Raw genomic sequence first — 21,867 nt, forward strand, 5'->3', positions numbered from 1 at the left:
TTGTAGTCCCGTCCGCGGCAGGTGAGCTTGACCAGCATCGAGTCGAAGTGCGGGGACACCTCGGCACCGGTGTAGATGGTGCCGCCGTCCAGCCGGACGCCCGAGCCACCGGCGGAGCGGTACACCGTGATGGTGCCGACGTCCGGGCGGAAGCCGTTGGCCGGGTCCTCGGTGGTGATGCGGGACTGCAGGGCGACGCCGCGGATCTGCAGGTCCTCCTGGCGGATGCCCAGGTCCTCGAGTGACTCGCCCGCGGCAATGCGCATCTGCGCCTGCACCAGGTCGACGTCGGTGATTTCCTCGGTGACGGTGTGCTCGACCTGGATGCGCGGGTTCATCTCGATGAACACGTGCTGGCCCTTGCGTTCCCCCACGGTGTCCACGAGGAACTCGACGGTGCCGGCGTTCTGGTAGCCCAGGGCCTTGGCGAACTTGACGGCGTCGGCGTACAGGGCCTGGCGGATGTTCTCGTCCAGGTTCTGCGCCGGGGCGATCTCGATGACCTTCTGGTGGCGGCGCTGCAGCGAGCAGTCGCGCTCGAAGAGGTGCACGATGTTGCCGTGCTCATCGGCCAGGATCTGGACCTCGATGTGGCGCGGACGCAGGACGGCCTGTTCCAGGAAGACCGTGGGATCCCCGAACGCGCTGCCGGCCTCGCGCATCGCCGCGGAGAGCGACTCGGCGAGCTGGTCGCGGGTGTCGACGCGGCGCATGCCGCGCCCGCCGCCGCCGGCCACGGCCTTGACGAAGATCGGGAAGCCGATCTTCTCGGCCTCCGCGGTCAGGTACTCGACGTCGTCGCTCGGCTCGGAGGACTGCAGCACGGGGATGCCCGCGGCGCGTGCGGCCTTCAGCGCGGCAACCTTGTTGCCGGCCAGCTCAAGCACCTCCGCGGAGGGGCCGATGAACTTGATGCCCTCGGCGGCCGCGGCACGGGCCAGGTCCGGGTTCTCGGAGAGGAATCCATAGCCCGGGTAGATGGCGTCCGCGCCGGCTTCCTTCGCAACGCGGATGACCTCGGCAACGTCCAGGTAGGCGCGGACCGGGTGGCCCTCCTCGCCAATCTGGTAGGCCTCGTCGGACTTCTGGCGGTGGATCGAGTTGCGGTCCTCGTACGGGTACACGGCGACAGTCTTTGCGCCCAGTTCGTAACCGGCCCGGAAGGCGCGGATCGCGATCTCACCGCGGTTGGCTACCAAGATCTTCGTAAACATGGCGCTCCTGCAAAATGATATTAAGGGTGAATTAAGCACACGGGTTCGAGGGTCTGAACTCATGGTTTCGGAGTGGAAGCCAAGGTTTCAGGCCCCCAAAGTCACACCATACCGTGACCTGGCGCACCCAAAGCAAAAAGATTGCGCCGGGCACGAAACAGTGGTCTCACCGCAACGCGGTAACCGTGGCGGCAAAGGCCCGTGAACCCGATTATGATATTAAGGGAACCAATCGTTGCATCATGGGAAATCGACAGTAGAAAAGGGCGTGGTCCGTTCCGTGCAGGTAGTGAGCATTAGCAGCCTTAAAGGTGGCGTAGGAAAAACCTCCGTTACATTGGGGCTCGCTTCGGCCGCCCTGGCAGCTGGCATCCCCACGCTCGTCATCGACCTGGATCCGCATGCTGACGCCAGCACCGGTCTGGGCGTCCGTGCCGACGGCAAGATGACCATTGGCCGCATGCTGAAATATGCACGCAAGACGGACTTGTCCCAGAACATCGTTTCCAGTGCGTGGCAAGCCAAAGCAATTTCGAAGCGTTCCCTCACCCGCGTTCCCGTGCTGGACGTCGCAGTCGGTGATGCCTACACCGGCATTTACGACAGGCCGGACCTGCGCGCACGCGATTTGCGCCGATTGACCCAGCTGCTTGCGCGCACCTCCGGATATGCATTGGTCCTCATCGACTGCCCGCCATCCCTCAATGGGCTGACCCGCATGGCTTGGAGTGCGAGCGATCGCGTGCTGTTGGTTGCCGAGCCGAGCCTGTTCTCCGTGGCCGGCACCGAGCGCACCCAGCGGGCCCTGGAAATGTTCCGCAATGAATACGCCCCGGACTTGGGACCGATCGACGTGGTGATCAACCGGGTGCGCAAGGAATCGGACGAGCACCGTTTCCGGCTCACCGAAATGCGTTCGATGTTTGGCTCTGCGGTGCTCAGCCCTGAATTGCCCGAGTTCGCCGACTGGCAGCAGATCCAGGGTGCCGCCTATTCCGTGCACCAGTGGCCGGGCAAGGCCGCCAGAAAGACCGCGGAGTTGTTCGATGACTTGTTGCGCAACATTTCCGATGCCGGGAAGATGCGCGCAAAGTAGCCAATTTCTGGCCTCTTATTCATTGAAGAGCCGGCGTCCGGCTGGGAAACCAGCAGGGCGCCGGCTCTTTCGTTGCCGCCGGGCAACACCGGGTCGCAGCGGTCGGCAAGACGGCCGGCAGGTTCGAACACCTGGTGGTGTGCGGGCCTGCCGGCCGTCGGGAAGATTCTGCCGATCGGGACGTCTCAGCTGGCCGTTCGCTTCGCTGCCCGGCGCTGGGCCAGCTCATCTACCGGAAAATCCGAGGCGCGCTCACTCGGCAATTGCGCCAGTGAACCCTCCACCTCGCGCCAGACACGGCCAACGGCGATTCCGAAGACGCCCTGTCCGCCTTGGACCAGATCAATGACTTCGTCCGCGGAGGTGCATTCGTAGACCGAAGCACCGTCGCTCATGAGGGTGATTTGCGCCAGGTCCTCCACTCCACGTTCGCGAAGGTGCTCGACGGCCGTCCGGATCTGCTGCAGGGACACGCCAGTGTCCAGCAAGCGCTTAACGACCTTGAGAACAAGGATGTCGCGGAATCCATAGAGGCGCTGGGAACCGGAGCCCTTGGCGATGCGTACCGCGGGTTCAACAAGGCCCGTGCGGGCCCAGTAATCCAGCTGGCGGTAGGTGATTCCAGCCGCCTTGCAGACGATCGGGCCACGGTAGCCCGCATCTTCGTCCAGCACAGGCAGGTCCTCGGTGAAGAGAAGGCCTTGGGTATTGCCGGTCGACGCGGCAGGCCGGATTTCAGTTGCGCGTTGATCATCTGTGGGATTCATCGGAATCTCCTTGCTCAAGCATCCCCATAAGGGAGGGAGGGTTGCTCATGGCGTGGAACGATTCCTTGCGAGTGAAATCGGCGTCCGCGGTCGGCAAACCTTGGGAACTTATGTTTCGACGGTACGACTTGAAAGGGGCTTCGTCAAAGACCTCCAAGGCAAACTTGAAGCGTGTCGCCGACGGTCGTCTATTTATCGAAATCTTCGGGCTCGACCTCTTCGAGGAATTCGCGGAATTCCCGCAATTGGTCCTCTTCGCCTTCGGCGGCGTCCTGATCATCGGCGACAAGCACCCCGGCCTCGTCCAGGACGTGGTCGTGGCACATGATCGGGCACTGCGCGCGCAGCGCCAAGGCAATGGCATCGGAGGAACGGGCATCGACCCGCACATCGTTGGCAAACACGAGCTCGGCGGTGAAGACCGCATTGAGCACCGAGACGATTTCCACGCGCAGGAGCGGGGCGTGGAGTGACTCCAGCGTCGCAATCATCAAGTCATGGGTCAGCGGCCGCGGCGGGATGATTCCTTGCTGGAACATGGCGATCGCCGAGGCTTCCGGGGCGCCGATCCAAATGGGCAGGTGGCGCTTGGAATTGACATCCTTGAGCAGGACTAGGGGTTGGTTGGAGGGAAGTTCGATGCGAACTCCCACAACTTCAAGCTCATGCATGGTTCGCTCCTTAGCGTGATCCCTGCTGAGAGGGTCACCGTAGTCGGTCGACCTAGTGGTCCAGCTTGGCGATGGCACCATTGACCAACGCACCATGCAACGCCATGCAGGCATCGCTTATTTCACGGGCAGTCTCGGCGGCCCGTGCACGGGAGGCGACGTCGCGCCTGCTCATCTGGGGTGCAACGGCGCGCTCCACCAGGCCGACCTCTCGATCGGCCGCGGCGCGGAAGGCGCGCAGGTGCCGGGGTTCGATCCCGTGGGCGGCCAGCGCCGCGGAAGCCGCGGTGATCTTCTGGGCATGCTCGTCGAAACGGTCGTTTTCGGGAACGATCATCCCGAAAGACAACAGGTCGTCAACGAGCTCGGTGCTGGCGCCGCAAAGGCCCTGCAACTCGGCCTTGGTGACGGGGCGTGCGCGCGCGACCAGGTCCTGGGTCATCTGCTCGCTGATGCTGCGCGGGGCCAAGGTGTGACCACCGGGCAGCTGTTCGGGGCGCTCTCCCCTGTCAACGGCGTCGAGGTAGTCCTTGATGACCTTCAGCGGCAGGTACTGGTCGCGTTGCAGCCCCAGGATGAAGCGCAACCGCCCCACGTCGTCCGGCAGGTACTTGCGGTAGCCGGCCGAAGTGCGCTGCGGCGTCAGCAGGCCCTTTTCCTCAAGAAAGCGGATCTTCGAAGCCGTCACCTGGGGGAATTCGCCATGCAGCTCCGAAAGCACCTCGCCGATATTGAGTGCAACAGGGCGCGCGTTATCGCCGCTGATGACAGCCAGTCGAGGGTTCCGGGCTACATGGTTCACAGAGATTCCTGCTTAGTCGTGCGTGTTGGCCGGGTTGTTCGGCAGCGCGACGTAGAAGGTCAGGCGGAATTTTCCGATCTGCACTTCTGCGCCGTTGGCCAGGCGCACCGAGTCGACACGGTCGTTGTTGACGTACGTGCCGTTCAGCGAACCGGAGTCCACGACCGTGAAGCCGTTGGCGTCGCGGACGAATTGTGCGTGCTTGCGCGAGACCGTGACGTCGTCAAGGAACACGTCGGCCTGCGGGTGGCGGCCGGCCTGCGTGACATCCTCATCCAGCAGGAAGCGTGCACCCTGGTTTGGCCCGGAATGCGCAATGAGCAGGGCGGAACCCGCGGGCAAGGCCGAAACCGCTGCGCGCTCCTCGGGGCTCAGGGCATAGAAAACGACTGGTTCGCGCTGCACCGGCGGCAGGGTGATGCCTGTCGTTTCGGTCGAAGTCTCGCGCTGCTGGTTCGGCACCCGAGTTTCATCCATGTCCAGTCCTCCCAAAAATTCTTTCTCAAATGACTCCGTAGCCGCTGCCCCATCCCACATTGGGGCAATGCGTCTACAACCAGATTAGCCTACTCGCGTTCATTGGAGATTCCGTGCAAGAGAGCCGTCAAATCTCCGCCGTTTCCGCTTCGGCATGGGATGATGCACGCATGCCAGATTCAGATATCCCCGCACCGACGGCAGCGGCAGAGCTGCGGCCGCAATCCCCCACGGCCACGAAACCCCGCTGGGGCCTGCGGATCGGCCTGGGCGCCGCGGGGCTCGCCCTGCTGGCGGCAGCTTTCCTGCTCATTCGCCTGTTTCTGCCCGTCTGGTGGGCCACCCGGATCGCCAACCAAACGCAAGGCTCGCTGAGCGGCGGACTGCTGCTGGGCCTCACCTACGGGTTTGCCTTCACGTTCGTCCCGCTGGTCATTGCCTGGCAGGCGCGCTACAAGAAGATCTCCTGGCCCTGGAAGTGGGCGATCATCGGTGTTGCGGTCCTTGCGGCGCTGCCGAACCTGCTCACCTTGGGCATCTACCTGAACTCGTCCGGCGCGGCGCAGAAGGCCAGGCTGATGATCGACACCTCGGCGATCTGGTTCCCGTCGTGGTCGATCGGCGGCGCGGCGGCCGGCGCGCTCCTCTTTGCCGGCATCGCAACTTTTTGGCACATGTGGCGTTCGCGCGGGCGCAAGCTCAAGTCGCTTCGGCGTGAGGTGCAGTCCCGTGCCGCGGCCGGGTCGAAACCGGCAATCTCGCAGGGAGCGACAACGGGTGTTGAAGTGAGCGGTCCTCAGGGCGACGCCGCCGGCGACCCGGGCAGCGGCCCCGATGGCAATCCCGCCGACGAAATGCCGCCGACGAGCCCGCAGTCCTAGGCCCAACGGCAAGGGCCCAACAACCTGGGCCCGAAACCGGCTCAAGAACATCAAGACAGCAGTGTCCCGGCGAATCGGATTCGCCGGGACACTGCTGTCTGGGGGGTGCGCTGGGTTCCGGGACGAGCCTAGCGTTCGATGAGGATCGGAGCGAAGAAGTTGGAGAGCTCCTCGCGGGCACCCAGCGGCAGCACGTTTGCCACGTACTGGTCCGGGCGGACCACCACGATGGCGCCGTCGCGGGAGATGCCGCGCTTCTCGAAGATGTCATCGCCCTCGAGGGTTGCGTAGACCTTCTCGTAGTCGATGGTGCCGAACACGCCGGTGCGCGGCATGAAGGCCTCCGGGACCTGCCCGAGGTCCACGTCGGTGTAGTCCTGCTGGTAGACGACCTTGACGTCGAACATGGAATCGATGTCAGTGCCGGCCGGGGTGTACTTCAGCAGCGGGGATTCCGGCGACTCGGTCAGCCAGGCGGCCCATTCGCGCAAGGCCGAGGCCTCCTGCGGCGCCGCAGCGTCGGCGAAGGCGTACAGGCGCCAGCGGCCGTCGGCCCGGTGGTGGTGGCCCAGCTGCACCGGGTTGGCATCGCAGACGCGCAGCGCCGGCGAGGACTTGAAGCGCTTGCCCACAGGGAACCCGGTGGCGAGCTCCTGGTGGGTCGCCTCGCCGATCAGCATGGAGGGCTTGTACTCGGTCATGAAGCCGGCCGGGAATTCGGCGGTCTGCACGTAGAAGCGCTCCAGCTCGGCGGGGTCGGCCATTTCCTCGGGCTTGGCGGCCATGAGGGTCGACCACTGCTTGTCGAAGTCGATCAGGTTCTTGGCGATCACCTGGCGCTCGGCGGAGTAGGTGCGCAGCAGCTCGGCCGGGCTGCGGCCGTCGAGCACGTGGCCGAGCTTCCAGCCGATGTTGAAGCCGTCCTGCATCGACACGTTCATGCCCTGGCCGGCCTTGGCGCTGTGCGTGTGGCAGGCGTCGCCGGTGATGAAGACGCGTGGGGTGCGGTCCTCCGAGTCGCCGTCCTTCAAGTTATCGAAGCGGTCGGTGAGGCGGTGGCCGACCTCGTAGACGCTGTGCCAGGCAACCGATTTCACGTCGAGCGTGTACGGGTGCAGGATCTGGTTGGCCTTCTCGATGATCTCGTCCAGCGGGGTGTGGCGCACGTTGCCGTTGTCGTTGTGGGCTACCTCGCCCAGGTCGACGTACATGCGGAAGAGCGAGCCGCCCTCGCGCGGGATGTGCAGGATGCTGCCGCCGTTGCCGGACTGGATGGCGCACTTGGTGCGGATGTCGGGGAAGTCGGTGACGGCTAGGACGTCCATGACGCCCCAGGCGTGGTTGGCCTTGTCGCCGGACATGGTGCAGCCGATGGATTCGCGGACCTTGGAGCGGGCTCCGTCGGAGCCGACGACGTATTTGGCCTTGACGATGCGTTCCTGGCCCTCGAGCTCGCCCGAGGTGTGCACGAGGGTCACGGTGACCGGGTACTCGGCCTCGTCGTCGACGCTCAGCGTGCGGAATTCGTATCCGTAGTCCGGAGTCATGCGCGTAGGCGCGTTGTGCATGAACTCGGCAAAGTAGTCCAGCACGCGGGCCTGGTTCACGATCAGGTGCGGGAACTCGCTGATGCCGTGCGGGTCGTCCGCGGTGCGGGCCGCACGGTAGATCTTCGAGGGATCCTCGGGGTTCGGCTTCCAGAATGCGGTTTCGGTGATGTGGTACGCCTCTTCGCTGATGCGCTTGGCGAAGCCGAAGGCCTGGAAGGTTTCCACGCTGCGGGCCTGGATGCCGTCGGCCTGGCCGATTTCGAGGCGGCCGGGGCGGCGTTCGACGATGCGGGTGGTAACACCCGGGAACTGGGACAGCTGGGCTGCGGCGATCATGCCGGCCGGGCCGGAGCCGACGATCAGGACGTCCACCTCGTCGGGAAGTTCCTCTGGGCGGTCGATGCCAACACCCGCAGGCGGCTGGGTGAGCGGGTTTCCGGAAACGTACCCGTTGTGGTGGAACTGCACTGGTTTTCCTCACTTCTCTGTGAACGATTCAGTCACTTCGGTCATCATCGTTTCGATGTGTTCTATAATAGAACACTGAATTCTAATATCGCACACTAAGCATAACCGGAAGTGAGTCCACTCACAAAGGTGCATGACGCAGCGCATATTGAGATGTGAACGGAATCGCGGATACGAGCCGTAGGCCGGCGCATTCGCTGTGCCTGCGAGCGGGGCGAAGTGGCCACGAACAGTCGGACGCCAACCCATTTGCGCCACGGGGCGCGTTTTGCCCGGCCAGATGACGCGCAGGCTCTGCAGCGCAACAAAGAGCCGTCTTGCCCTGGACACGGAAAATCCGGGCGGTTCACCAAGTCTTCGGTGAACCGCCCGGGCTTTCGGCGATCAGGTTGGAGGGATGCCACCCTCAGCTGGCCGGTCAGGCATCGCGGAGTTCAGGCAGTGCACTTCCTGGCGCGCCCATCAGGGGCCCGACACCTCCGGGAAAATTCTTGCGATTTCAGGACCTGAAGCAGCTCCGCGCTTCCGCCCCAGCTCCGTCTCCCGCGCCAATCGATCAAGATGATTCGCCCAACGTTGGCCCAGAACCGAGAAAGCCAACACAGCTAGCATCATGCCAACCATGGCCAAGAGTATTTGTCCTTCAAGCACTGTCATGGAAACCCCACATGCCGAATTGTTCATAAGGTTGAATGCCGAATTGCCGCACGCGGCAATAGCTCCGAAGGATTCGCCCTGACGCATAGGCAGCCACGGCGAATCACGACAACAAATCACTCGATGCCAGTGAATGTACAGGAAACCTTCCCAAGGTCGAAGAGGTAAGCCGGATCCTCAAAAGGAAACTTTCACGGGACTCGGATACAGGATCCGCAACAAGACTCAGGAAGTGGCCATCAAGGCCGAGGAGGGTGTTGGAAAGGTCAGTGGGACTCTGGGATTCAAGAGTCAGCCGACGGCAAAAGCCACACACCAAGCAGGTTGGCGAATACGCCCACGGCACAGCCTAGAACCCCGAGGGAAAACGAGCGCCCTCGAACCCAACGGACTCTGAACCCTCCCCCCAGATTGGGCGGAGGCCGTTTCACGTCTAGGCCACGGCCCGTTGAATTGCAACACGGGTCTCCCCACCATCTCGGCGGGGCATCAAAATTCCGTGGTCAATCCATGCGCAATGAGCACGGGCAGGGAATCGCCCCCTCGGAGCTACGTCGGGCTGCAAAAAAAATGTTTTCGGGCATGAAAAAACCCCGGCAGTTCAACGATGATTCGTTGAACTGCCGGGGTTTCAACCGGTCGGGCTAGCGGGATTCGAACCCACGGCCTCCTGACCCCCAGTCAGGCGCGCTACCAAGCTGCGCCATAGCCCGGTTGCTTTCGCAGCCGTTCTCCCGATCACTTTCGTGCGGGTGCCGTCTGCGAAAAGCTCCGAGATAACCCTACCCTATATTTCGGACTACTTTGTACGCTGACGCTTTTCGCGCACTCGCATGGCAACTTCAAGGGGGGTTCCTTCGAATCCGAAGGTCTCGCGCAGGCGGCGAGTAATGAATCGGCGGTAGCCTGGATCCAAGAAACCTGTGGTGAAGAGCACAAAGCGAGGTGGTCGCGAAGACACCTGGGTACCGAACAGGATGCGCGGCTGCTTGCCGCCGCGCAGCGGGTGCGGGTGGGCCGCCACAAGCTCGCCCAGGAAGGCGTTGAGCTTGCCGGTGGAGATGCGCTTGTCCCAGGATTCCAGGGCCGTGTGCAGGGCAGGAACGAGCTTGTCCTTGTGCCAGCCGGTCTTCGCCGAGATGTTCACGCGAGGTGCCCACTCGACGTGCGCCAGGTCCATTTCGATCTCGCGCTCGAGGTAGCGGCGACGATCGTCGTCCATCAGGTCCCACTTGTTGAAGGCGAGGACCAGGGAACGGCCGGAGTCGATGGCCATCTGCAGGATGCGGACGTCCTGCTCCGAGAGCACCTCGTCGACGGCCAGGAGCACTACGGCAACCTCGGCCTTTTCCAGGGCGGCCTGGGTACGCAGCGAAGCGTAGTAGTCAGAGCCCTGCGCCATGTGCTGGCGGCGGCGGATGCCTGCGGTGTCAACGAAGCGCCAGACCTCGCCGCCGAGCTCCACGAGCTCATCGACCGGGTCGCGGGTGGTGCCAGCCATGTTGTCAACGACAACGCGCTCGGAACCGGCCATCTTGTTCAGCAGCGAGGACTTGCCGACGTTCGGGCGGCCAATCAGCGCGACGCGGCGGGGGCCGCCGCGCGGGATGATGCCGCCGAAGGCGGAGTACTCGGGAAGCTTGGTGACGACTTCGTCAAGCAGGTCGGCCGCGCCGCGGCCGTGCAGGGCCGAGACCGGCCAGGGCTGGCCGAAACCAAGGCCCCAGAGGAACGAGGCGTCGGCTTCCTGGTTTGCGTCGTCGACCTTGTTGGCGACAAGCAGGACAGGCTTCTTCTTCCGGCGCAGCATCTTCACGACGGCCTCGTCGGTGGCGGTGGCGCCAACGCGCGAGTCGACCACGAAGAGGATGACGTCGGCGATGTCCGCGGCGACTTCAGCCTGCTCGGCCACTCGGGCGTGGATGCCCTTGGCGTCGTGCTCCCAGCCGCCGGTGTCAACGACCGTGAAGTTCCGGCCGTTCCATTCGGCCTGGTAGGAGACGCGGTCGCGGGTCACGCCCGGGACGTCTTCCACGACGGCCTCGCGGCGGCCCAGGATGCGGTTGACCAGCGTGGACTTGCCCACGTTGGGTCGGCCGATGATGGCCAGCACCGGCGGGATGACCTCGTCGGCGTCGTCGTCGTAGTCATCGCCCAGGCGCGCGAGAAGTTCCGCGTCCTCCGGGTCAAGCTCGTAGTCCTCGAGGCCGGAGAGGAGCACGTTGGCGCGCTGCTCCGCTTCTTCCTCGCTGATTTCGGCCAGGCGGTCGGCAATGTGGTCGTCGTTGACGGGGACGTACTCTTCGCCGTCTCCCGTTAGCAGGCTCTCACTCATGGTGCGGTTCCTTTGCGTTGCGTGCCTCCACCAAACGCGGAAGCCAGTATCCATTTAAGCATGTGCCCCGCATCGGCGATTGGGCCGGTGCGGGGAAGCGGTCCGGGAAACCCCCGGACGGGGTGTGGTGCTAGGAGCGGGCCTGTGCCGTGATGGCAGCAAGCACCGCGGTGACGGTTTCCTCGAAGTCCAGGTCCGAGGAATCCACGGTTGCGACGCCGTCGGCCGCGACCTGGAAGTTCACGACCGTGGAGTCCTTGGCGTCGCGCGCCAGGACCTGTGCCTCCAGCTCGGCCGCGGACTGCGTGCCGCCCAGCTGGATGCCGCGGCGGCGCAGGCGCGCCTCCTCGGAGGCGGTGAGCAGGATGCGTGCGTCGGCGTCCGGGGCCACCACGGTGGTGATGTCCCGTCCCTCGGCCACGATGCGCTCGTGCGCCTCGATGATGGCGCGCTGGCGCGCCACAAGCTCCTTGCGGGCCTCCAGGTTGGTGGCCACGGCGGAGACCGCCTCCGAGACGAACGGCTCGCGGATCGCCTCGGTCACGTCGGTGCCGTGGATCTTGACCAGCTCGACGTCCGGGTCGGTGGAGATGAACAGGTCCGCCGCCTTGACGGCTGCGGCAACCGCCTCCGCGTCGGTCAGGTCGGTGCCCGCGTCAAGCGCGTGCCAGGTCACCGCGCGGTACATGGCACCGGTGTCCAGGTACGCGGCGTCCAGCCGGCGCGCGGCCTCCTTGGAGACCGATGACTTGCCGCTGCCCGAGGGGCCGTCGACCGCAACAACGATTTTCTGCATTACTGCACAACCTTCCAGCCAAGTGCGCTGAGCACTGTGATCAATTCTTCGCGACGGCCCGGGATCACCGAGACGTCGACCAGGCCCACCTGGTGTCCGGCCGAGTGCTCGACGCGGACGTCCTCGACGTTGATGCCCGCATCGCCGATGTCCACCAACAGCTTGGCGACCTGGCCAGGCCTGTCCTGCACCACGATGGTGACCAGGGCAAAGGCCTGCGGAGGCGCGCCGTGCTTGCCCGGGATCCGGGCCTGACCTGCGTTGCCCTCCCCCATCAGCTGGGCGAGGTCAAGCAGCGCGCCGGGTGCCGTCGGGTCCTCGAGGGTGCCGATCAGGCGTTCGAGGTCCTCGTGCATGCCGCGCAGGATGGGCACCAGCGCGTTGGCGTTGTGGCTGAGGATCTGGATCCACAGCTTCGGGTCGCTGGCCGCGATCCGGGTGGTGTCGCGCAGGCCGTTGCCGGCCAGTGCGAGCGAATGCCCGGGAGCGTTCAGCAGCCGCGAGGCGATCAACGAGGAGGCCACCTGCGGGAAGTGCGAGATCAACGCGACGGACGAATCGTGGTCCTGCGCGTTCATCCGCGACACCGTCGCGCCCAGGTCGATGGCCAGGGCCTCGGCGGTCTTCACCGATTCCCCGCGGGTTCCGGTGTGCGCACACACCACCCACGGCATCGAGGTGAACAGCTCGCCGCGCGCCGCAGCCGGGCCCGATTTCTCGCGCCCCGCCATCGGGTGGGTGCCCACGTAGCGGGCCAGGTGCGCATCGGTGATGCGCGGGTCCGCACGCACCGCCTCAAGGATCGACTCCTTGACGCTGGCGATGTCCACCACGGTGGCCATCGGGTAGTCCAGGAGTGCCTGGACGACGACCTGCGCCGAGACGTCCGGCGGCGCGCCAACCACCACCAGCTCCGGGGCCAGCGGGCGCCCGGGGGTGAGGATGGTGCCCGCGCCGATGTCCTGCGCCACGGTTTGCGCGCTGGGCGAGGGGTCGGAAAGCCATACGTTCAGGCCGCGCTGACTAAGCCCCAGCCCAACGCTGGTGCCCAGCAGCCCGGTCCCGATGACCAAGATTGGTCCGGCCAGGTGCGTGGTGGGCATCGTCTTGTTACATCCCCACCAGTGCGAGCAGGTGTCCGACTTCCTGGTTGCCCAGGGGGCGGATGGTGCCCTGCTTCTGGTCGCCCAGGCGGATCGGGCCGACCTGGACGCGCACGAGGCGGGTCACCGGGTGGCCGACCGCGTCAAAGAGGCGGCGCACGATGCGGTTGCGTCCCGAGTGCAGGACGACCTCGATGAGCAGGTAGCCCGGGGTCGAGTCGATCAGGCGGAAGGAGTCCACGGAGGCCCAGCCGTCTTCGAGCTTGATGCCCTTCTTCATCTGGGCGCCGATGCCGTTGGCCATCGGGCCGCGGACCTGCACCAGGTAGGTCTTGGGGACCTCGTAGGACGGGTGCGAAAGGCGGTTGGCCATCTCGCCGTCGTTGGTGAGGATCAGCAGGCCCTCGGTCTGGAAGTCGAGGCGTCCCACGTGGAAGAGGCGCTGCTGGCCCTGCTTGCGGATGAAGTCGGAAATGCACTTGCGGCCTTCCGGGTCCTCCATGGTGGAGACGACGTTGCGCGGCTTGTTGAAGACGAAGTACTTCATCTCCTCGTTCAGCTGCAGGCGCATGCCGTCCACGTGCACGGTGTCGCGCTCGGGGTCGATGCGGACGCCCGGCTCGACGACCAGGGAGCCGTTGACCTCAACGCGGCCTCCGGCAATCATTTCCTCGCAGACGCGGCGGGATGCCACGCCGGCGTTGGCCATGACCTTCTGCAGGCGCACGCCCTCGAGATCCGAGTGTGCGGCCTGGGCGCGCTCGCGCTGGGTCGGCTTGTTGGGGCGGTCGGCATTGACCGGGCCGAGGTTCTGGCCGAAGCGTTCCTTGCCGAAGGCCTTGGGGCCCGCGTACTTCTTGGCGCCGGAGCCGCCGGTTCCCGGCTTCTTGCCCTGCTTGGGGCCGCCGTGGGTCTTGGACCATGAACCCGAGGTGGATTCGCCGCCGCGTTCGGAGCCCGAGCGCGGGTTGGAGTTCGAGCGGCCTGCGCCGGCTGCTCCTCGGCCGCGGCCATTGCCGTTGCCGGAGCCCGAGCCTTGTGGGCGCTGGTTGCCGCGGCCTGAGCGCGATCCCTGGGTCATGTCTGTCCTTATGTTGTTTCGTGGTTCGCCGAATTGCTAGGGCAAATCAACGTCAAATTCGTCAATGTCGCCCACTCCTGGGAGATGCGGGGAAAGCATGGGCAGCTCCGAAACGCTGCCCAGCCCCAATCTTTCCAGAAAATACGAGGTGGTCTGATACAACGTGGCACCACTTTCACCCTCATCGGGTGCCTCGTGGATCAGTCCGCGCGTGAGTAGGGTGCGCACCACTGAATCGACATTAACCCCACGAATCGCCGCGACCCGCCCGCGTGAAACGGGTTGCCGGTAGGCGATTACTGCCAAAGTCTCCAGGGCAGCCTGGGTTAGTCTTGCCGTTTGGCCGTCGATGACGAAGCGTGAAACAAAGGGAGCAAAATCACGTCGGGAGAAGATGCGCCATCCTCCGGCCAATTCGCGCAGCTCAAAACCGCGCGGTGTATCCCCTCCATCATACTGTGCCCGAAGCCCGTGCAGGGCCGCTGTGACGCGTTCCTCACCGACCTCCAGCACCTCGGCCAGCCGACCGGCGCCGACCGGCTCGTCGATGACCATCAGAATGGATTCGATGCCCGCGGCAAGCCCGCCGGGCAAATCGTCGACGGCCGCGCCCGTTGCTTCTGCCGCAGGCGTTGCCCGGTCCGGTGGCGTTGGGGCCGGAACCCCGGTGTTTGTCTCGCTCATGCCTCGGGCTCCCCCTCGCTGGTTGTTGTCGTTGTGCCTGCGGCGTTCGCTGCCGCCGCGGCCTCGTATTCCTCGTGCAGGTTCACCGCGTTCCAGTCCTCCGCCGTTTCGGACCAGGTCACCTGCAATGTGTCCAAGGGCGCATTTTGCGAGAACGAAACGACCCGTTCCCTGTACATTTCCAGCAGCGCCAGGAACCGTGCCACGACCACCAGGTGGCTGTCGGCGTCAGCGGTGAGCTCGCCGAAGCTCAGCGTCCGGCTTTCCTGCAGCATGAGGGCCAGGATGCCTGCCTGTTCGCGCACGCTCACCGCTCCCCCGTGCAGGTGTGCCACGCCGACCTCGGCCGGCGCCGCCGCTTCCTTGGGTGCCAGGGCGGTCAGCGCCAGCTGCGCAAGCATTTCCGGCGTCGTCTTGAAGACCAACTCCGGCAGCAGCGCGGCGAAGTGCGCCTCGAGCCCGGCCTGGCGGGGGAAGCTTTCGGCCTCGTCCTCGAGCCGTTCGGAGATCCATCCGGCGGCGTGCTTGAAGGCCTTGTACTGCAGCAGTCGGGCGAAGAGCAGGTCGCGGGCCTCGAGCAGCGCCATGTCTTCGTCGTTGTCGTTCTCGTTGCGGGGCAGCAGACGTGCGGCCTTCAGGTCCAGCAGGGTCGAGGCGACGACGAGGAACTCGGTGGTCTCGTCCAGCGCCTTGGAGCCGGGGCGGGTGCGCAGGACCTTCAGGTATCCGATGAATTCGTCGGTCACCTCGGCCATCGCGATCTGGGTGATGTCCAGTTCGCGCTTGGCGATCAGCGAGAGCAAAAGGTCGAAGGGGCCGGAAAAGTTTTCCAGCCGAACCTGAAAGCCACCGGCCGAGTCGTCTTCGACGGTCGGCGCGGTGGCTGGGAGGACGGCGGTTGCCGTCATTACGGGGCGCCGCCACGGGAAATGAGTTCCTTGGCCAGCTGGCGGTAGGCCTCTGCACCCGGGTGGTTTGTCGCATAGGTGGTGATGGGTTCGGCGGCGACGTTGGCGTCGGCGAACTTGATGGTGCGCCGGATGACCGTCTCGAAGACGGTGTCCCCGAAGGCTTCCACCAGGCGGCCCACGACTTCGCGTCCGTGCAGGGTGCGCGGGTCGTACATGGTGGCCAGCACGCCGTCGATCTGCAGGGCCGGGTTCAGGCGGTCCTGCACCTTTTCGATGGTCTCGACCAGCAGCGCCACGGCGCGCAGGGCGAAGAACTCGGCGGTGAGCGGGATGATCACGCCGTGCGCGGCGGTCAGCGCGTTGACCGTGAGCAGGCCCAGCGAGGGCTGGCAGTCGATCAGCACGATGTCGTAGTCGTCGGTCACCGAACGCAGCGCGCGTTCAAGCACCTGCTCGCGGGCAACCTCGTTGACCAGCTGGACCTCGGCGGCCGACAGGTCGATGTTGGCAGGCAACAGGTCGACGTTCGGGACGTCGGTGGTGATGATCGCGTCGCGGATGTCGGTCTTGCGGTCCATCAGCACGTTGTAGACGGTGACGTCGAGTTCGTGCGGGTTGGTGCCGAAGCCTGCGGAGAGCGCTCCCTGCGGGTCGAAGTCGACGAGCAGCACCTTGCGTCCGTATTCGGCCAGGGCCGCGGCAAGGTTGATGGTGGAGGTGGTCTTGCCAACCCCGCCCTTCTGGTTCACCATGGCGATGACGCGGGCCGGGCCGTGGGAATCCAGGGATCCCGGCTCGGGGAATTCAGTCTGCGGGCGACCCGTGGGACCCAGGGGGGTCGGTTCCTTGAGCAGTCCTACGCCCCGGGGCTTGCTGCCCTGTTCCTCGCTCACGGTATTAACCACGCTTCCGTTCGTTGTGGGAATTGATGACTATCGTCTTAAGGGTATCGGTTGCACCGGTGTGCTCCGGACACGTTGGCCCGCGTACGGCGAGCCTTTACCTTAAAGCTGAAGTCCAAGGTTTATGGTGTCTGCCGGTTTTAAACCGGCTCCAGCGTTAAACCGTACAGTCATCGCGCCCACGAGGGTGAACGCGATGACTGACTGTTGCGGCCCGGCGGTGTTCCGCCGCGAACGGGTCCTAGTGCCCGTTCTCGGTCAGCGAAAGCTCGTCGAATGGACGGTCCCCCGCCAGCACGGCGCGGGCCTGGTCCATGTCGATCTCCCGGGTCCACTTGCCGATCAGCAGGGTGGCCACGGCGTTGCCGGTGAAGTTGGTCAGTGCGCGAGCCTCGGACATGAACTTGTCGATGCCCACGATCACGCCCATGCCGTCGAGCAGCTCCGGGCGGTGCGACTGCAGGCCCGCTGCCAGCGTGGCCAGGCCGGCGCCGGTGACGCCGGCGGCGCCCTTGGAGGCGACGATCATGAAGACCAGCAGGGAGACCTGCTCGCCGAGGTTCATCGGCATGCCCATCGCGGTGGAGACGAACAGCGCGCTCATGGTCAGGTAGATGGCGGTGCCGTCGAGGTTGAAGGAGTAGCCGGTGGGCACGGTGATGCCGACGACCGGCTTGGAGACGCCCGCGTGTTCCATCTTGGCGATCAGTCGCGGCAGCGCCGATTCGGACGATGACGTGGAGAAGATCAGCAGGTATTCGCGGGCCAGGTACTTCATCAGCGAGAAGATGTTCAGGCCGGTGACGGCGCGCAGCAGCGAGCCGAGGATGACCACGATGAACAGCGCGCAGGTGGCGTAGAAGGCTCCCATGAGGATCGCCATGGAGCCGATGGCGGCCCAGCCGGTCGCGCCGACCACGGCGGCGATGGCACCGAAGGCGCCGATCGGTGCGGCCCACATGATCATCATCATGATGCGGAAGACGACGGCCTGGATGTTCTTGATGGCGCCCAGCACCGGCTCGCCGCTCTTGCCCATGGACTGCAGGGCGAAGCCCACGAAGAGGGCCAGCACCAAGGTCGGCAGCACGGGGATGTCGCCCGGGATCAGTTCCAGCAGGAACTTCACGGTGGCGTTTTCGCTGCCGCCCGCGGCGCCCTCGTACGGCTGGAGCTTCAGGCCGGAGCCCGGGTGGATCAGGTTTCCCACCACCAGTCCGATGGCCAGCGCGAAGGTGGACATGGTGATGAAGTACAGCAGCGCCAGCCCGCCGACCTTGCCCACCGTGGCCGCCTTGGCGATCGAGCCGATGCCCAGCACGATGGTGCAGAAGATGACGGGGGCGATGATCATCTTGATCAGCGCCACGAACCCGGTCCCCAGCGGCTTCAATGCCTTGCCGAGCTCCGGGGCCACCAGGCCGATCGTGGCGCCGGCAACCACCGCGATGATCACCATGATGTAGAGCCAATGCGTGCGGTCCTTCTTGACCGGCGGCTGTTCGGGGCTGATCGGCTCCGGATCAAGAACGCCTGTCGATGCTGGCGACGTTGCCATGCGCTGACTCCTTTGGAAGTTTTTGGGGCTGCGGGTGCCCGGTGGGTTCCGGGGCTGCTTCCATGGTGCTGCCACACGTGACGGGGATCTCGCTTGTGTTCATATTGTTCACGGCCGGGCAGCCCCGGAAACCGCAACCGTGCGTTAATGGAGCAGACCCAGGAGGTGGCCATGCCACGAATTCACGGGGCGTCGCCGCACGCCGCAGGCGAGAGGCCCCGCTCGCTTTCCCTTGCCGCCCGGATCCTCATGGCTCAGATCGGCCTGGTGACCCTCGTCGTGCTGTTGATCAGCGCCGCCAGCTACGTCAATGCCCGCACCCAGGCCCACGACTTCTCCGCCAAGCGGGTGCTCTCGGTGGCCGAGACCCTGGCGCACGACCCGTTCGTGGTATCCGCGGTGGAGCAGCCCGATCCCTCGCTACGGCTGCAGCCCTTCGCCGATTCGATCGTGGGCACGGCCGCCGTCGACTTCGTCACCATCATGGACACCGACCGGACGCGCTACACGCACCCGAATCCCGCAGAGCTGGGCAAGCCCTACGTGGGCAGCGTGTCCCAGGCCCTGGCGGGGCAAAGCCACGTGGAGGACTACCGCGGCACCCTGGGCGAATCGGTGCGCGCCATCGTCCCGGTCCGCAACGCGGAAGGCCGGATCACGGCGTTGGTTGCCGTGGGCGTGACGCTGCAGAACCTCAGCATCACCCAGGCGGCGATGGTTCCGGCGATCATCGGCACCGGCGCCCTGGCGTTGGGGCTCGGCGCGCTCTTTGCCTACGCGCTGAGCCGCTACCTGCACCGCGCCACCCTCGGCTACGGGCCCGAAGAGCTGCGCCGGCTCTACGCCTACTACTTCTCCGCCCTGCACTCGGTGCGCGAGGGCCTGGTGCTTGTCGACGCCAAGGGCCGGCTGGTGCTCTACAACGACCAGGCCGCCCGGCTGTTGGGGTTGCCGCCGGCCGGGACCCTGCGCCCGCTGCCGGTGGACAAGGTGGGCCTGCCCGAAACCGTGGCCGGGCTTTTTGCCTCCGGCCGCCGGGCAACCGACGAGATCCACCTGACCACCGACCGGGTGCTTGTCATTTCGCAGCAACGGGCGGAACAGCCGGATGCCGTCGAGTCCTCGCGCGTTCGGTGGCCGCTGCGCCGCAAGGCCGTCGAATCTTCCCTGGGCACCGTTGCCACGCTGCGCGACCGCACCGAGGTCCAGGCACTGACCGGCGAACTCGAATCCCTCACCACGCTGGCCGAGGCCCTGCGCGCCCAGACCCACGAACACGCAAACCGCCTGCACACCGTGGCCACGCTCATCGAACTGGGCAGAGAACGCGAGGCCCTCGAGTTCGCGGTGGCCGACCGCCAGGAATCCCAGCGGCTCACCGATGACTTCGTGCAGGCCATCGACGAGCCCTACCTGACCTCACTGCTGGTGGGCAAGGCCGCCCAGGCCCACGAACGCGGCATCACGCTCACCATGAGCGCCTCCGGGGTGTTGCCGGCCGGGGCGCTGGACGCACGGGACCTGGTGACCATCACCGGGAACCTGCTGGACAACGCCTTCGACGCCGCGGCGGGCTCCGAGCTCCGCCGGGTATGGGCGGATTTCGCCGCCGACCCCGAATCCGTGGTGATTTCGATCGCCGATTCCGGGCCGGGGTTGGACACCGACCTGATCGAGGAATTCTTCCGGATGGGAGTTTCCTCCAAGCCCGTGGTCCCCGGCAGCGGGTCGCGCGGGCTCGGACTGGCGCTGGTCAGGCAGGCGGTGTCCAGGCTCGGCGGAACACTTGAGGTGGACAACGATGCCGGCGCGATCTTCACCGTGACCATCCCGCTGCCATCCCGGGGCGGTGCGGGCAATCCACACTAGAATGGTGCGCCGGGCTCCAACGCCCGCAGGTTTGATTGAAAGCCCCCAAGAACCGTGACCAGAAAGGACCGGCTCGCGTCAATGGATACACCGAACAGGACCCTCCGCGTCCTGGTGGTGGATGACGAGATCACCACCGCCAGCGCGCACGCCAGCTTCGTGGCCCGCGTCCCGGGCTTCACCGTGCACGCGATCGCCCACAACGGTGCGGAGGCGTTCGCGGAGCTGAGCCGGGCCGCCGCCGAGGGAACCCCCATCGACCTGGTGTTGCTGGACATGAACCTGCCGGACCTGCACGGGCTGGATGTCGCACGGCGGGTGCGCGGCAAGGGAGACACCGTCGACATCATTGCCATCACCGCGATCCGCGACCTGAACGTGGTGCGCACGGCCATCGCCACCGGGGTGACGCAGTACCTGATCAAGCCGTTCAGCTTCGCGGCGTTCAGCGAGAAGCTCTCCAACTACCGCGAGTTCCGCCTGAACCTGGGCACCGCCGGGACCTCCGCCTCGCAGGCCTCCATCGACAACGCGTTTGCCGCGCTGCGTTCCGTGGGCCCCGCTCCCCTGCCCAAGGGCCTGATCGCCGAAACGCTGGCCTCCATCGGGGAAACGCTGAAGGCCGCCACCGGGGCGCTCTCCGCCACCGAGGTCTCGGAGGTCCTCGACCTTTCACGGGTGACGGCAAGGCGCTATCTGGAACATCTGGCCGAAACGAACCAGGCCTCGAAGGCCCCGCGCCACGGCACCCGCGGGCGTCCGGAGTACGAGTACCGCTGGCGCCCCAAGGGCTAGTTCCCCGGCCCACGGAAATCCCGTCGGCGAGCGCGAAACCTTCGGGAGCGCGTCAGGACGGCCGGCCGAAGTTGGAACTCTGCGAGCGGCAAGTCCCTTCGCGGGTTGCCGGCCCCTGCGTCCGGGGCGAAGAAGACACAATGCAGGGAACTGCTTCGGTCCCGCGGAATCACCGATCGAACGTAGAGGATCGAGGCCGATAGCAGGTTTCCAAGAAATGTGGCTGGACCGGTGCCTGTCCTTCGAGAATCGCATGGAGCATCTCCATCAAACCGGCAGCGGCAGGACCGGGGACCATTTCGATGGCCGAGATCGCGGGAATGCTGTTTCTCGCTTGCTCGGAATCGGAACCGGCGGCGATAACGACATCGCCGGGCACTGAAATGCCATGCGCCAGGAGGGCGTCGAGCACGCCTGACGCGTGGCGACCGGTGAGGCAGAAGACCGCGTCCGGAACACCATCGGCAATGACTTGGGTAGCTACTGTTCGCCCACCGTCGGCGCCTGCACGCTCCGCCACGCGATAGATCCGCTGCTCGATCCCGTGCTTCAAGGTCCACTGAAGATACGCATCCTCGCTATCGAGATTCCACGCGTTCTGGTCAGTTCCTCCCACGAAGGCAACAGATCCGGCTCCTGCCCGCCGGAACCCGTCGAGCACGGAAACCGTGGCCAATCTGTCATCTTGCGAAACCCAATGCACGAACTCCGGGCGCCCCACATCGCGGCCCAAACACACATACGGAATTCGGCGACGTTCCAGCAGCTCCACCACAGGATCGTTGATGTGCGGATTCATCACGATGTAGCCATCAAGTGAGAACGCCATCGGCGGTACGGGTTTGCGACTGAGGTCCGGGACCAGCATCAACCCCATTCCCCGTTCGAGGGCTTCCGCAGCTACGGCACCGGCGATCCTCGTGAACACATCCACCCCGCGAGGGTTGTAGTCGCCGAGCACGTCCAAAGAGCGAACCACCAAACCAACGACTCCCATGGACGAGTTCTTCAGGCCGCGGGCCAGGGCATCTGCCTGGTAGTCCATGTCGTCGGCCACCGCCTTGATACGTTCCCTCGTTGTGGCACTGAGCGCACCCTTGCCGTTCAGTGCTTGTGAGACTGCTGCAACAGAAACCCCAGCCTTCCGAGCAACATCCCTGATCGTAATGCCCTTGCCGGCAGACATGTTTACTCCCTCCGCATTCCCCTGCGCTGGTTGCCGAAAATTATCGTGACGCACCATTGAGTAT

At 65.3% G+C, this 21,867-nt stretch carries 19 protein-coding genes and 1 tRNA gene; 4 read left to right on the forward strand and 16 right to left on the reverse strand.

The annotated features are described in order from the left end of the window. The coding region (locus ACIQLF_RS21385) for a biotin carboxylase N-terminal domain-containing protein (protein ID WP_400303127.1) at positions 1–1,214 on the reverse strand (1,214 nt) is incomplete at its 3' end. A gap of 280 nt (positions 1,215–1,494) precedes the next feature. Here ACIQLF_RS21385 and ACIQLF_RS21390 point away from each other — a divergent pair. Further along, positions 1,495–2,310, forward strand: a complete 816-nt coding sequence (locus ACIQLF_RS21390; protein ID WP_400303189.1) for a ParA family protein — start codon at positions 1,495–1,497, stop codon at positions 2,308–2,310. Positions 2,311–2,495: 185 nt separating this feature from the next. Here the strand turns inward: ACIQLF_RS21390 and ACIQLF_RS21395 are convergent, their stop codons facing one another. The 4 genes from ACIQLF_RS21395 to ACIQLF_RS21410 all read right to left on the reverse strand — a co-directional run bounded on the left by ACIQLF_RS21395 (position 2,496) and on the right by ACIQLF_RS21410 (position 5,027). Beyond that, on the reverse strand, positions 2,496–3,077 hold the full coding sequence (locus ACIQLF_RS21395; RefSeq protein ID WP_400303130.1) for a MerR family transcriptional regulator: 582 nt from the start codon (positions 3,075–3,077) through the stop codon (positions 2,496–2,498). A 188-nt stretch (positions 3,078–3,265) separates the two neighbouring features. Beyond that, positions 3,266–3,748 carry a bifunctional nuclease family protein gene (locus ACIQLF_RS21400; RefSeq protein ID WP_400303133.1) on the reverse strand — a complete coding sequence of 161 codons (483 nt, stop codon included), beginning with the start codon at positions 3,746–3,748 and terminating at the stop codon, positions 3,266–3,268. 52 nt (positions 3,749–3,800) lie between these two features. Beyond that, a complete protein-coding gene (locus tag ACIQLF_RS21405) occupies positions 3,801–4,550 on the reverse strand; it encodes a MerR family transcriptional regulator (RefSeq protein WP_400303135.1) in 750 nt (249 codons plus the stop codon). Positions 4,551–4,562: 12 nt separating this feature from the next. Continuing rightward, entirely contained in the window at positions 4,563–5,027 is a 465-nt protein-coding gene (locus tag ACIQLF_RS21410) for an FHA domain-containing protein (RefSeq protein ID WP_400303137.1), read from the reverse strand. Between the two features lie 170 nt (positions 5,028–5,197). Here ACIQLF_RS21410 and ACIQLF_RS21415 point away from each other — a divergent pair, with 170 nt between their 5' ends. Next, positions 5,198–5,908 (forward strand): hypothetical protein, encoded by a 711-nt coding sequence (locus tag ACIQLF_RS21415; protein WP_400303140.1) that lies wholly within the window; start codon positions 5,198–5,200, stop codon positions 5,906–5,908. A 128-nt stretch (positions 5,909–6,036) separates the two neighbouring features. Here the strand turns inward: ACIQLF_RS21415 and ACIQLF_RS21420 are convergent, their stop codons facing one another. From ACIQLF_RS21420 to ACIQLF_RS21465, 10 genes are all read right to left on the reverse strand, one after another. After that, entirely contained in the window at positions 6,037–7,926 is a 1,890-nt protein-coding gene (locus ACIQLF_RS21420) for an FAD-binding monooxygenase (RefSeq protein WP_400303143.1), read from the reverse strand. A 1,296-nt stretch (positions 7,927–9,222) separates the two neighbouring features. Then, positions 9,223–9,296: transfer RNA gene (locus tag ACIQLF_RS21425), tRNA-Pro, on the reverse strand. An 86-nt stretch (positions 9,297–9,382) separates the two neighbouring features. Continuing rightward, positions 9,383–10,918 (reverse strand): ribosome biogenesis GTPase Der, encoded by a 1,536-nt coding sequence (der, locus tag ACIQLF_RS21430; protein ID WP_400303146.1) that lies wholly within the window; start codon positions 10,916–10,918, stop codon positions 9,383–9,385. 130 nt (positions 10,919–11,048) lie between these two features. After that, entirely contained in the window at positions 11,049–11,714 is a 666-nt protein-coding gene (gene cmk / locus ACIQLF_RS21435; RefSeq protein ID WP_400303149.1) for a (d)CMP kinase, read from the reverse strand. Beyond that, positions 11,714–12,817, reverse strand: a complete 1,104-nt coding sequence (locus tag ACIQLF_RS21440; protein ID WP_400303151.1) for a prephenate dehydrogenase — start codon at positions 12,815–12,817, stop codon at positions 11,714–11,716. The genes cmk and ACIQLF_RS21440 overlap by 1 nt, the downstream gene beginning before the upstream one ends. A gap of 7 nt (positions 12,818–12,824) precedes the next feature. Then, positions 12,825–13,898, reverse strand: a complete 1,074-nt coding sequence (locus ACIQLF_RS21445; RefSeq protein WP_400303154.1) for a pseudouridine synthase — start codon at positions 13,896–13,898, stop codon at positions 12,825–12,827. 36 nt (positions 13,899–13,934) lie between these two features. After that, positions 13,935–14,582: an SMC-Scp complex subunit ScpB gene (gene scpB, locus ACIQLF_RS21450; RefSeq protein ID WP_400303156.1), complete on the reverse strand. Its 648-nt coding sequence runs from the start codon at positions 14,580–14,582 to the stop codon at positions 13,935–13,937. Further along, positions 14,579–15,490 carry a segregation and condensation protein A gene (locus ACIQLF_RS21455; RefSeq protein WP_400303158.1) on the reverse strand — a complete coding sequence of 304 codons (912 nt, stop codon included), beginning with the start codon at positions 15,488–15,490 and terminating at the stop codon, positions 14,579–14,581. Before ACIQLF_RS21455 ends, scpB begins: the two co-directional genes overlap by 4 nt. Beyond that, positions 15,490–16,386: a ParA family protein gene (locus ACIQLF_RS21460; RefSeq protein WP_400303160.1), complete on the reverse strand. Its 897-nt coding sequence runs from the start codon at positions 16,384–16,386 to the stop codon at positions 15,490–15,492. Before ACIQLF_RS21460 ends, ACIQLF_RS21455 begins: the two co-directional genes overlap by 1 nt. A 250-nt stretch (positions 16,387–16,636) precedes the next feature. Beyond that, on the reverse strand, positions 16,637–17,953 hold the full coding sequence (locus ACIQLF_RS21465; RefSeq protein WP_400303163.1) for a cation:dicarboxylate symporter family transporter: 1,317 nt from the start codon (positions 17,951–17,953) through the stop codon (positions 16,637–16,639). A 171-nt stretch (positions 17,954–18,124) separates the two neighbouring features. Between ACIQLF_RS21465 and ACIQLF_RS21470 the strand changes: the two genes are divergently transcribed. Together ACIQLF_RS21470 and ACIQLF_RS21475 are read left to right on the forward strand one after the other, a co-directional pair. Then, the gene (locus ACIQLF_RS21470; protein ID WP_400303166.1) at positions 18,125–19,822 is read left to right on the forward strand and encodes an ATP-binding protein; all 1,698 of its coding nucleotides are present in this window, start codon (positions 18,125–18,127) and stop codon (positions 19,820–19,822) included. 81 nt (positions 19,823–19,903) lie between these two features. After that, positions 19,904–20,617, forward strand: a complete 714-nt coding sequence (locus tag ACIQLF_RS21475; protein WP_400303169.1) for a response regulator — start codon at positions 19,904–19,906, stop codon at positions 20,615–20,617. Positions 20,618–20,786: 169 nt separating this feature from the next. Here the strand turns inward: ACIQLF_RS21475 and ACIQLF_RS21480 are convergent, their stop codons facing one another. Continuing rightward, positions 20,787–21,803 (reverse strand): LacI family DNA-binding transcriptional regulator, encoded by a 1,017-nt coding sequence (locus ACIQLF_RS21480; RefSeq protein WP_400303172.1) that lies wholly within the window; start codon positions 21,801–21,803, stop codon positions 20,787–20,789. Between the last annotated feature and the right edge of the window lie 64 nt (positions 21,804–21,867).

Origin of the sequence: Paeniglutamicibacter sp. NPDC091659 (assembly GCF_044756805.1) — a bacterium.
Lineage (GTDB): Bacteria > Actinomycetota > Actinomycetes > Actinomycetales > Micrococcaceae > Paeniglutamicibacter.

What these genes read in the sequence shown, in the direction of transcription:
- ACIQLF_RS21445 (WP_400303154.1), bottom strand. Translation starts at nt 13,898, where the DNA reads ATGACCCAGGGATCGCGCTCAGGCCGCGGCAACCAGCGCCCACAAGGC.
- ACIQLF_RS21455 (WP_400303158.1), bottom strand. Translation starts at nt 15,490, where the DNA reads ATGACGGCAACCGCCGTCCTCCCAGCCACCGCGCCGACCGTCGAAGAC.
- cmk (WP_400303149.1), bottom strand. Translation starts at nt 11,714, where the DNA reads ATGCAGAAAATCGTTGTTGCGGTCGACGGCCCCTCGGGCAGCGGCAAG.
- ACIQLF_RS21475 (WP_400303169.1), top strand. Translation starts at nt 19,904, where the DNA reads ATGGATACACCGAACAGGACCCTCCGCGTCCTGGTGGTGGATGACGAG.
- ACIQLF_RS21415 (WP_400303140.1), top strand. Translation starts at nt 5,198, where the DNA reads ATGCCAGATTCAGATATCCCCGCACCGACGGCAGCGGCAGAGCTGCGG.
- ACIQLF_RS21470 (WP_400303166.1), top strand. Translation starts at nt 18,125, where the DNA reads ATGCCACGAATTCACGGGGCGTCGCCGCACGCCGCAGGCGAGAGGCCC.
- ACIQLF_RS21400 (WP_400303133.1), bottom strand. Translation starts at nt 3,748, where the DNA reads ATGCATGAGCTTGAAGTTGTGGGAGTTCGCATCGAACTTCCCTCCAAC.
- ACIQLF_RS21465 (WP_400303163.1), bottom strand. Translation starts at nt 17,953, where the DNA reads ATGGCAACGTCGCCAGCATCGACAGGCGTTCTTGATCCGGAGCCGATC.
- der (WP_400303146.1), bottom strand. Translation starts at nt 10,918, where the DNA reads ATGAGTGAGAGCCTGCTAACGGGAGACGGCGAAGAGTACGTCCCCGTC.
- scpB (WP_400303156.1), bottom strand. Translation starts at nt 14,582, where the DNA reads ATGAGCGAGACAAACACCGGGGTTCCGGCCCCAACGCCACCGGACCGG.
- ACIQLF_RS21410 (WP_400303137.1), bottom strand. Translation starts at nt 5,027, where the DNA reads ATGGATGAAACTCGGGTGCCGAACCAGCAGCGCGAGACTTCGACCGAA.
- ACIQLF_RS21440 (WP_400303151.1), bottom strand. Translation starts at nt 12,817, where the DNA reads ATGCCCACCACGCACCTGGCCGGACCAATCTTGGTCATCGGGACCGGG.
- ACIQLF_RS21480 (WP_400303172.1), bottom strand. Translation starts at nt 21,803, where the DNA reads ATGTCTGCCGGCAAGGGCATTACGATCAGGGATGTTGCTCGGAAGGCT.
- ACIQLF_RS21395 (WP_400303130.1), bottom strand. Translation starts at nt 3,077, where the DNA reads ATGAATCCCACAGATGATCAACGCGCAACTGAAATCCGGCCTGCCGCG.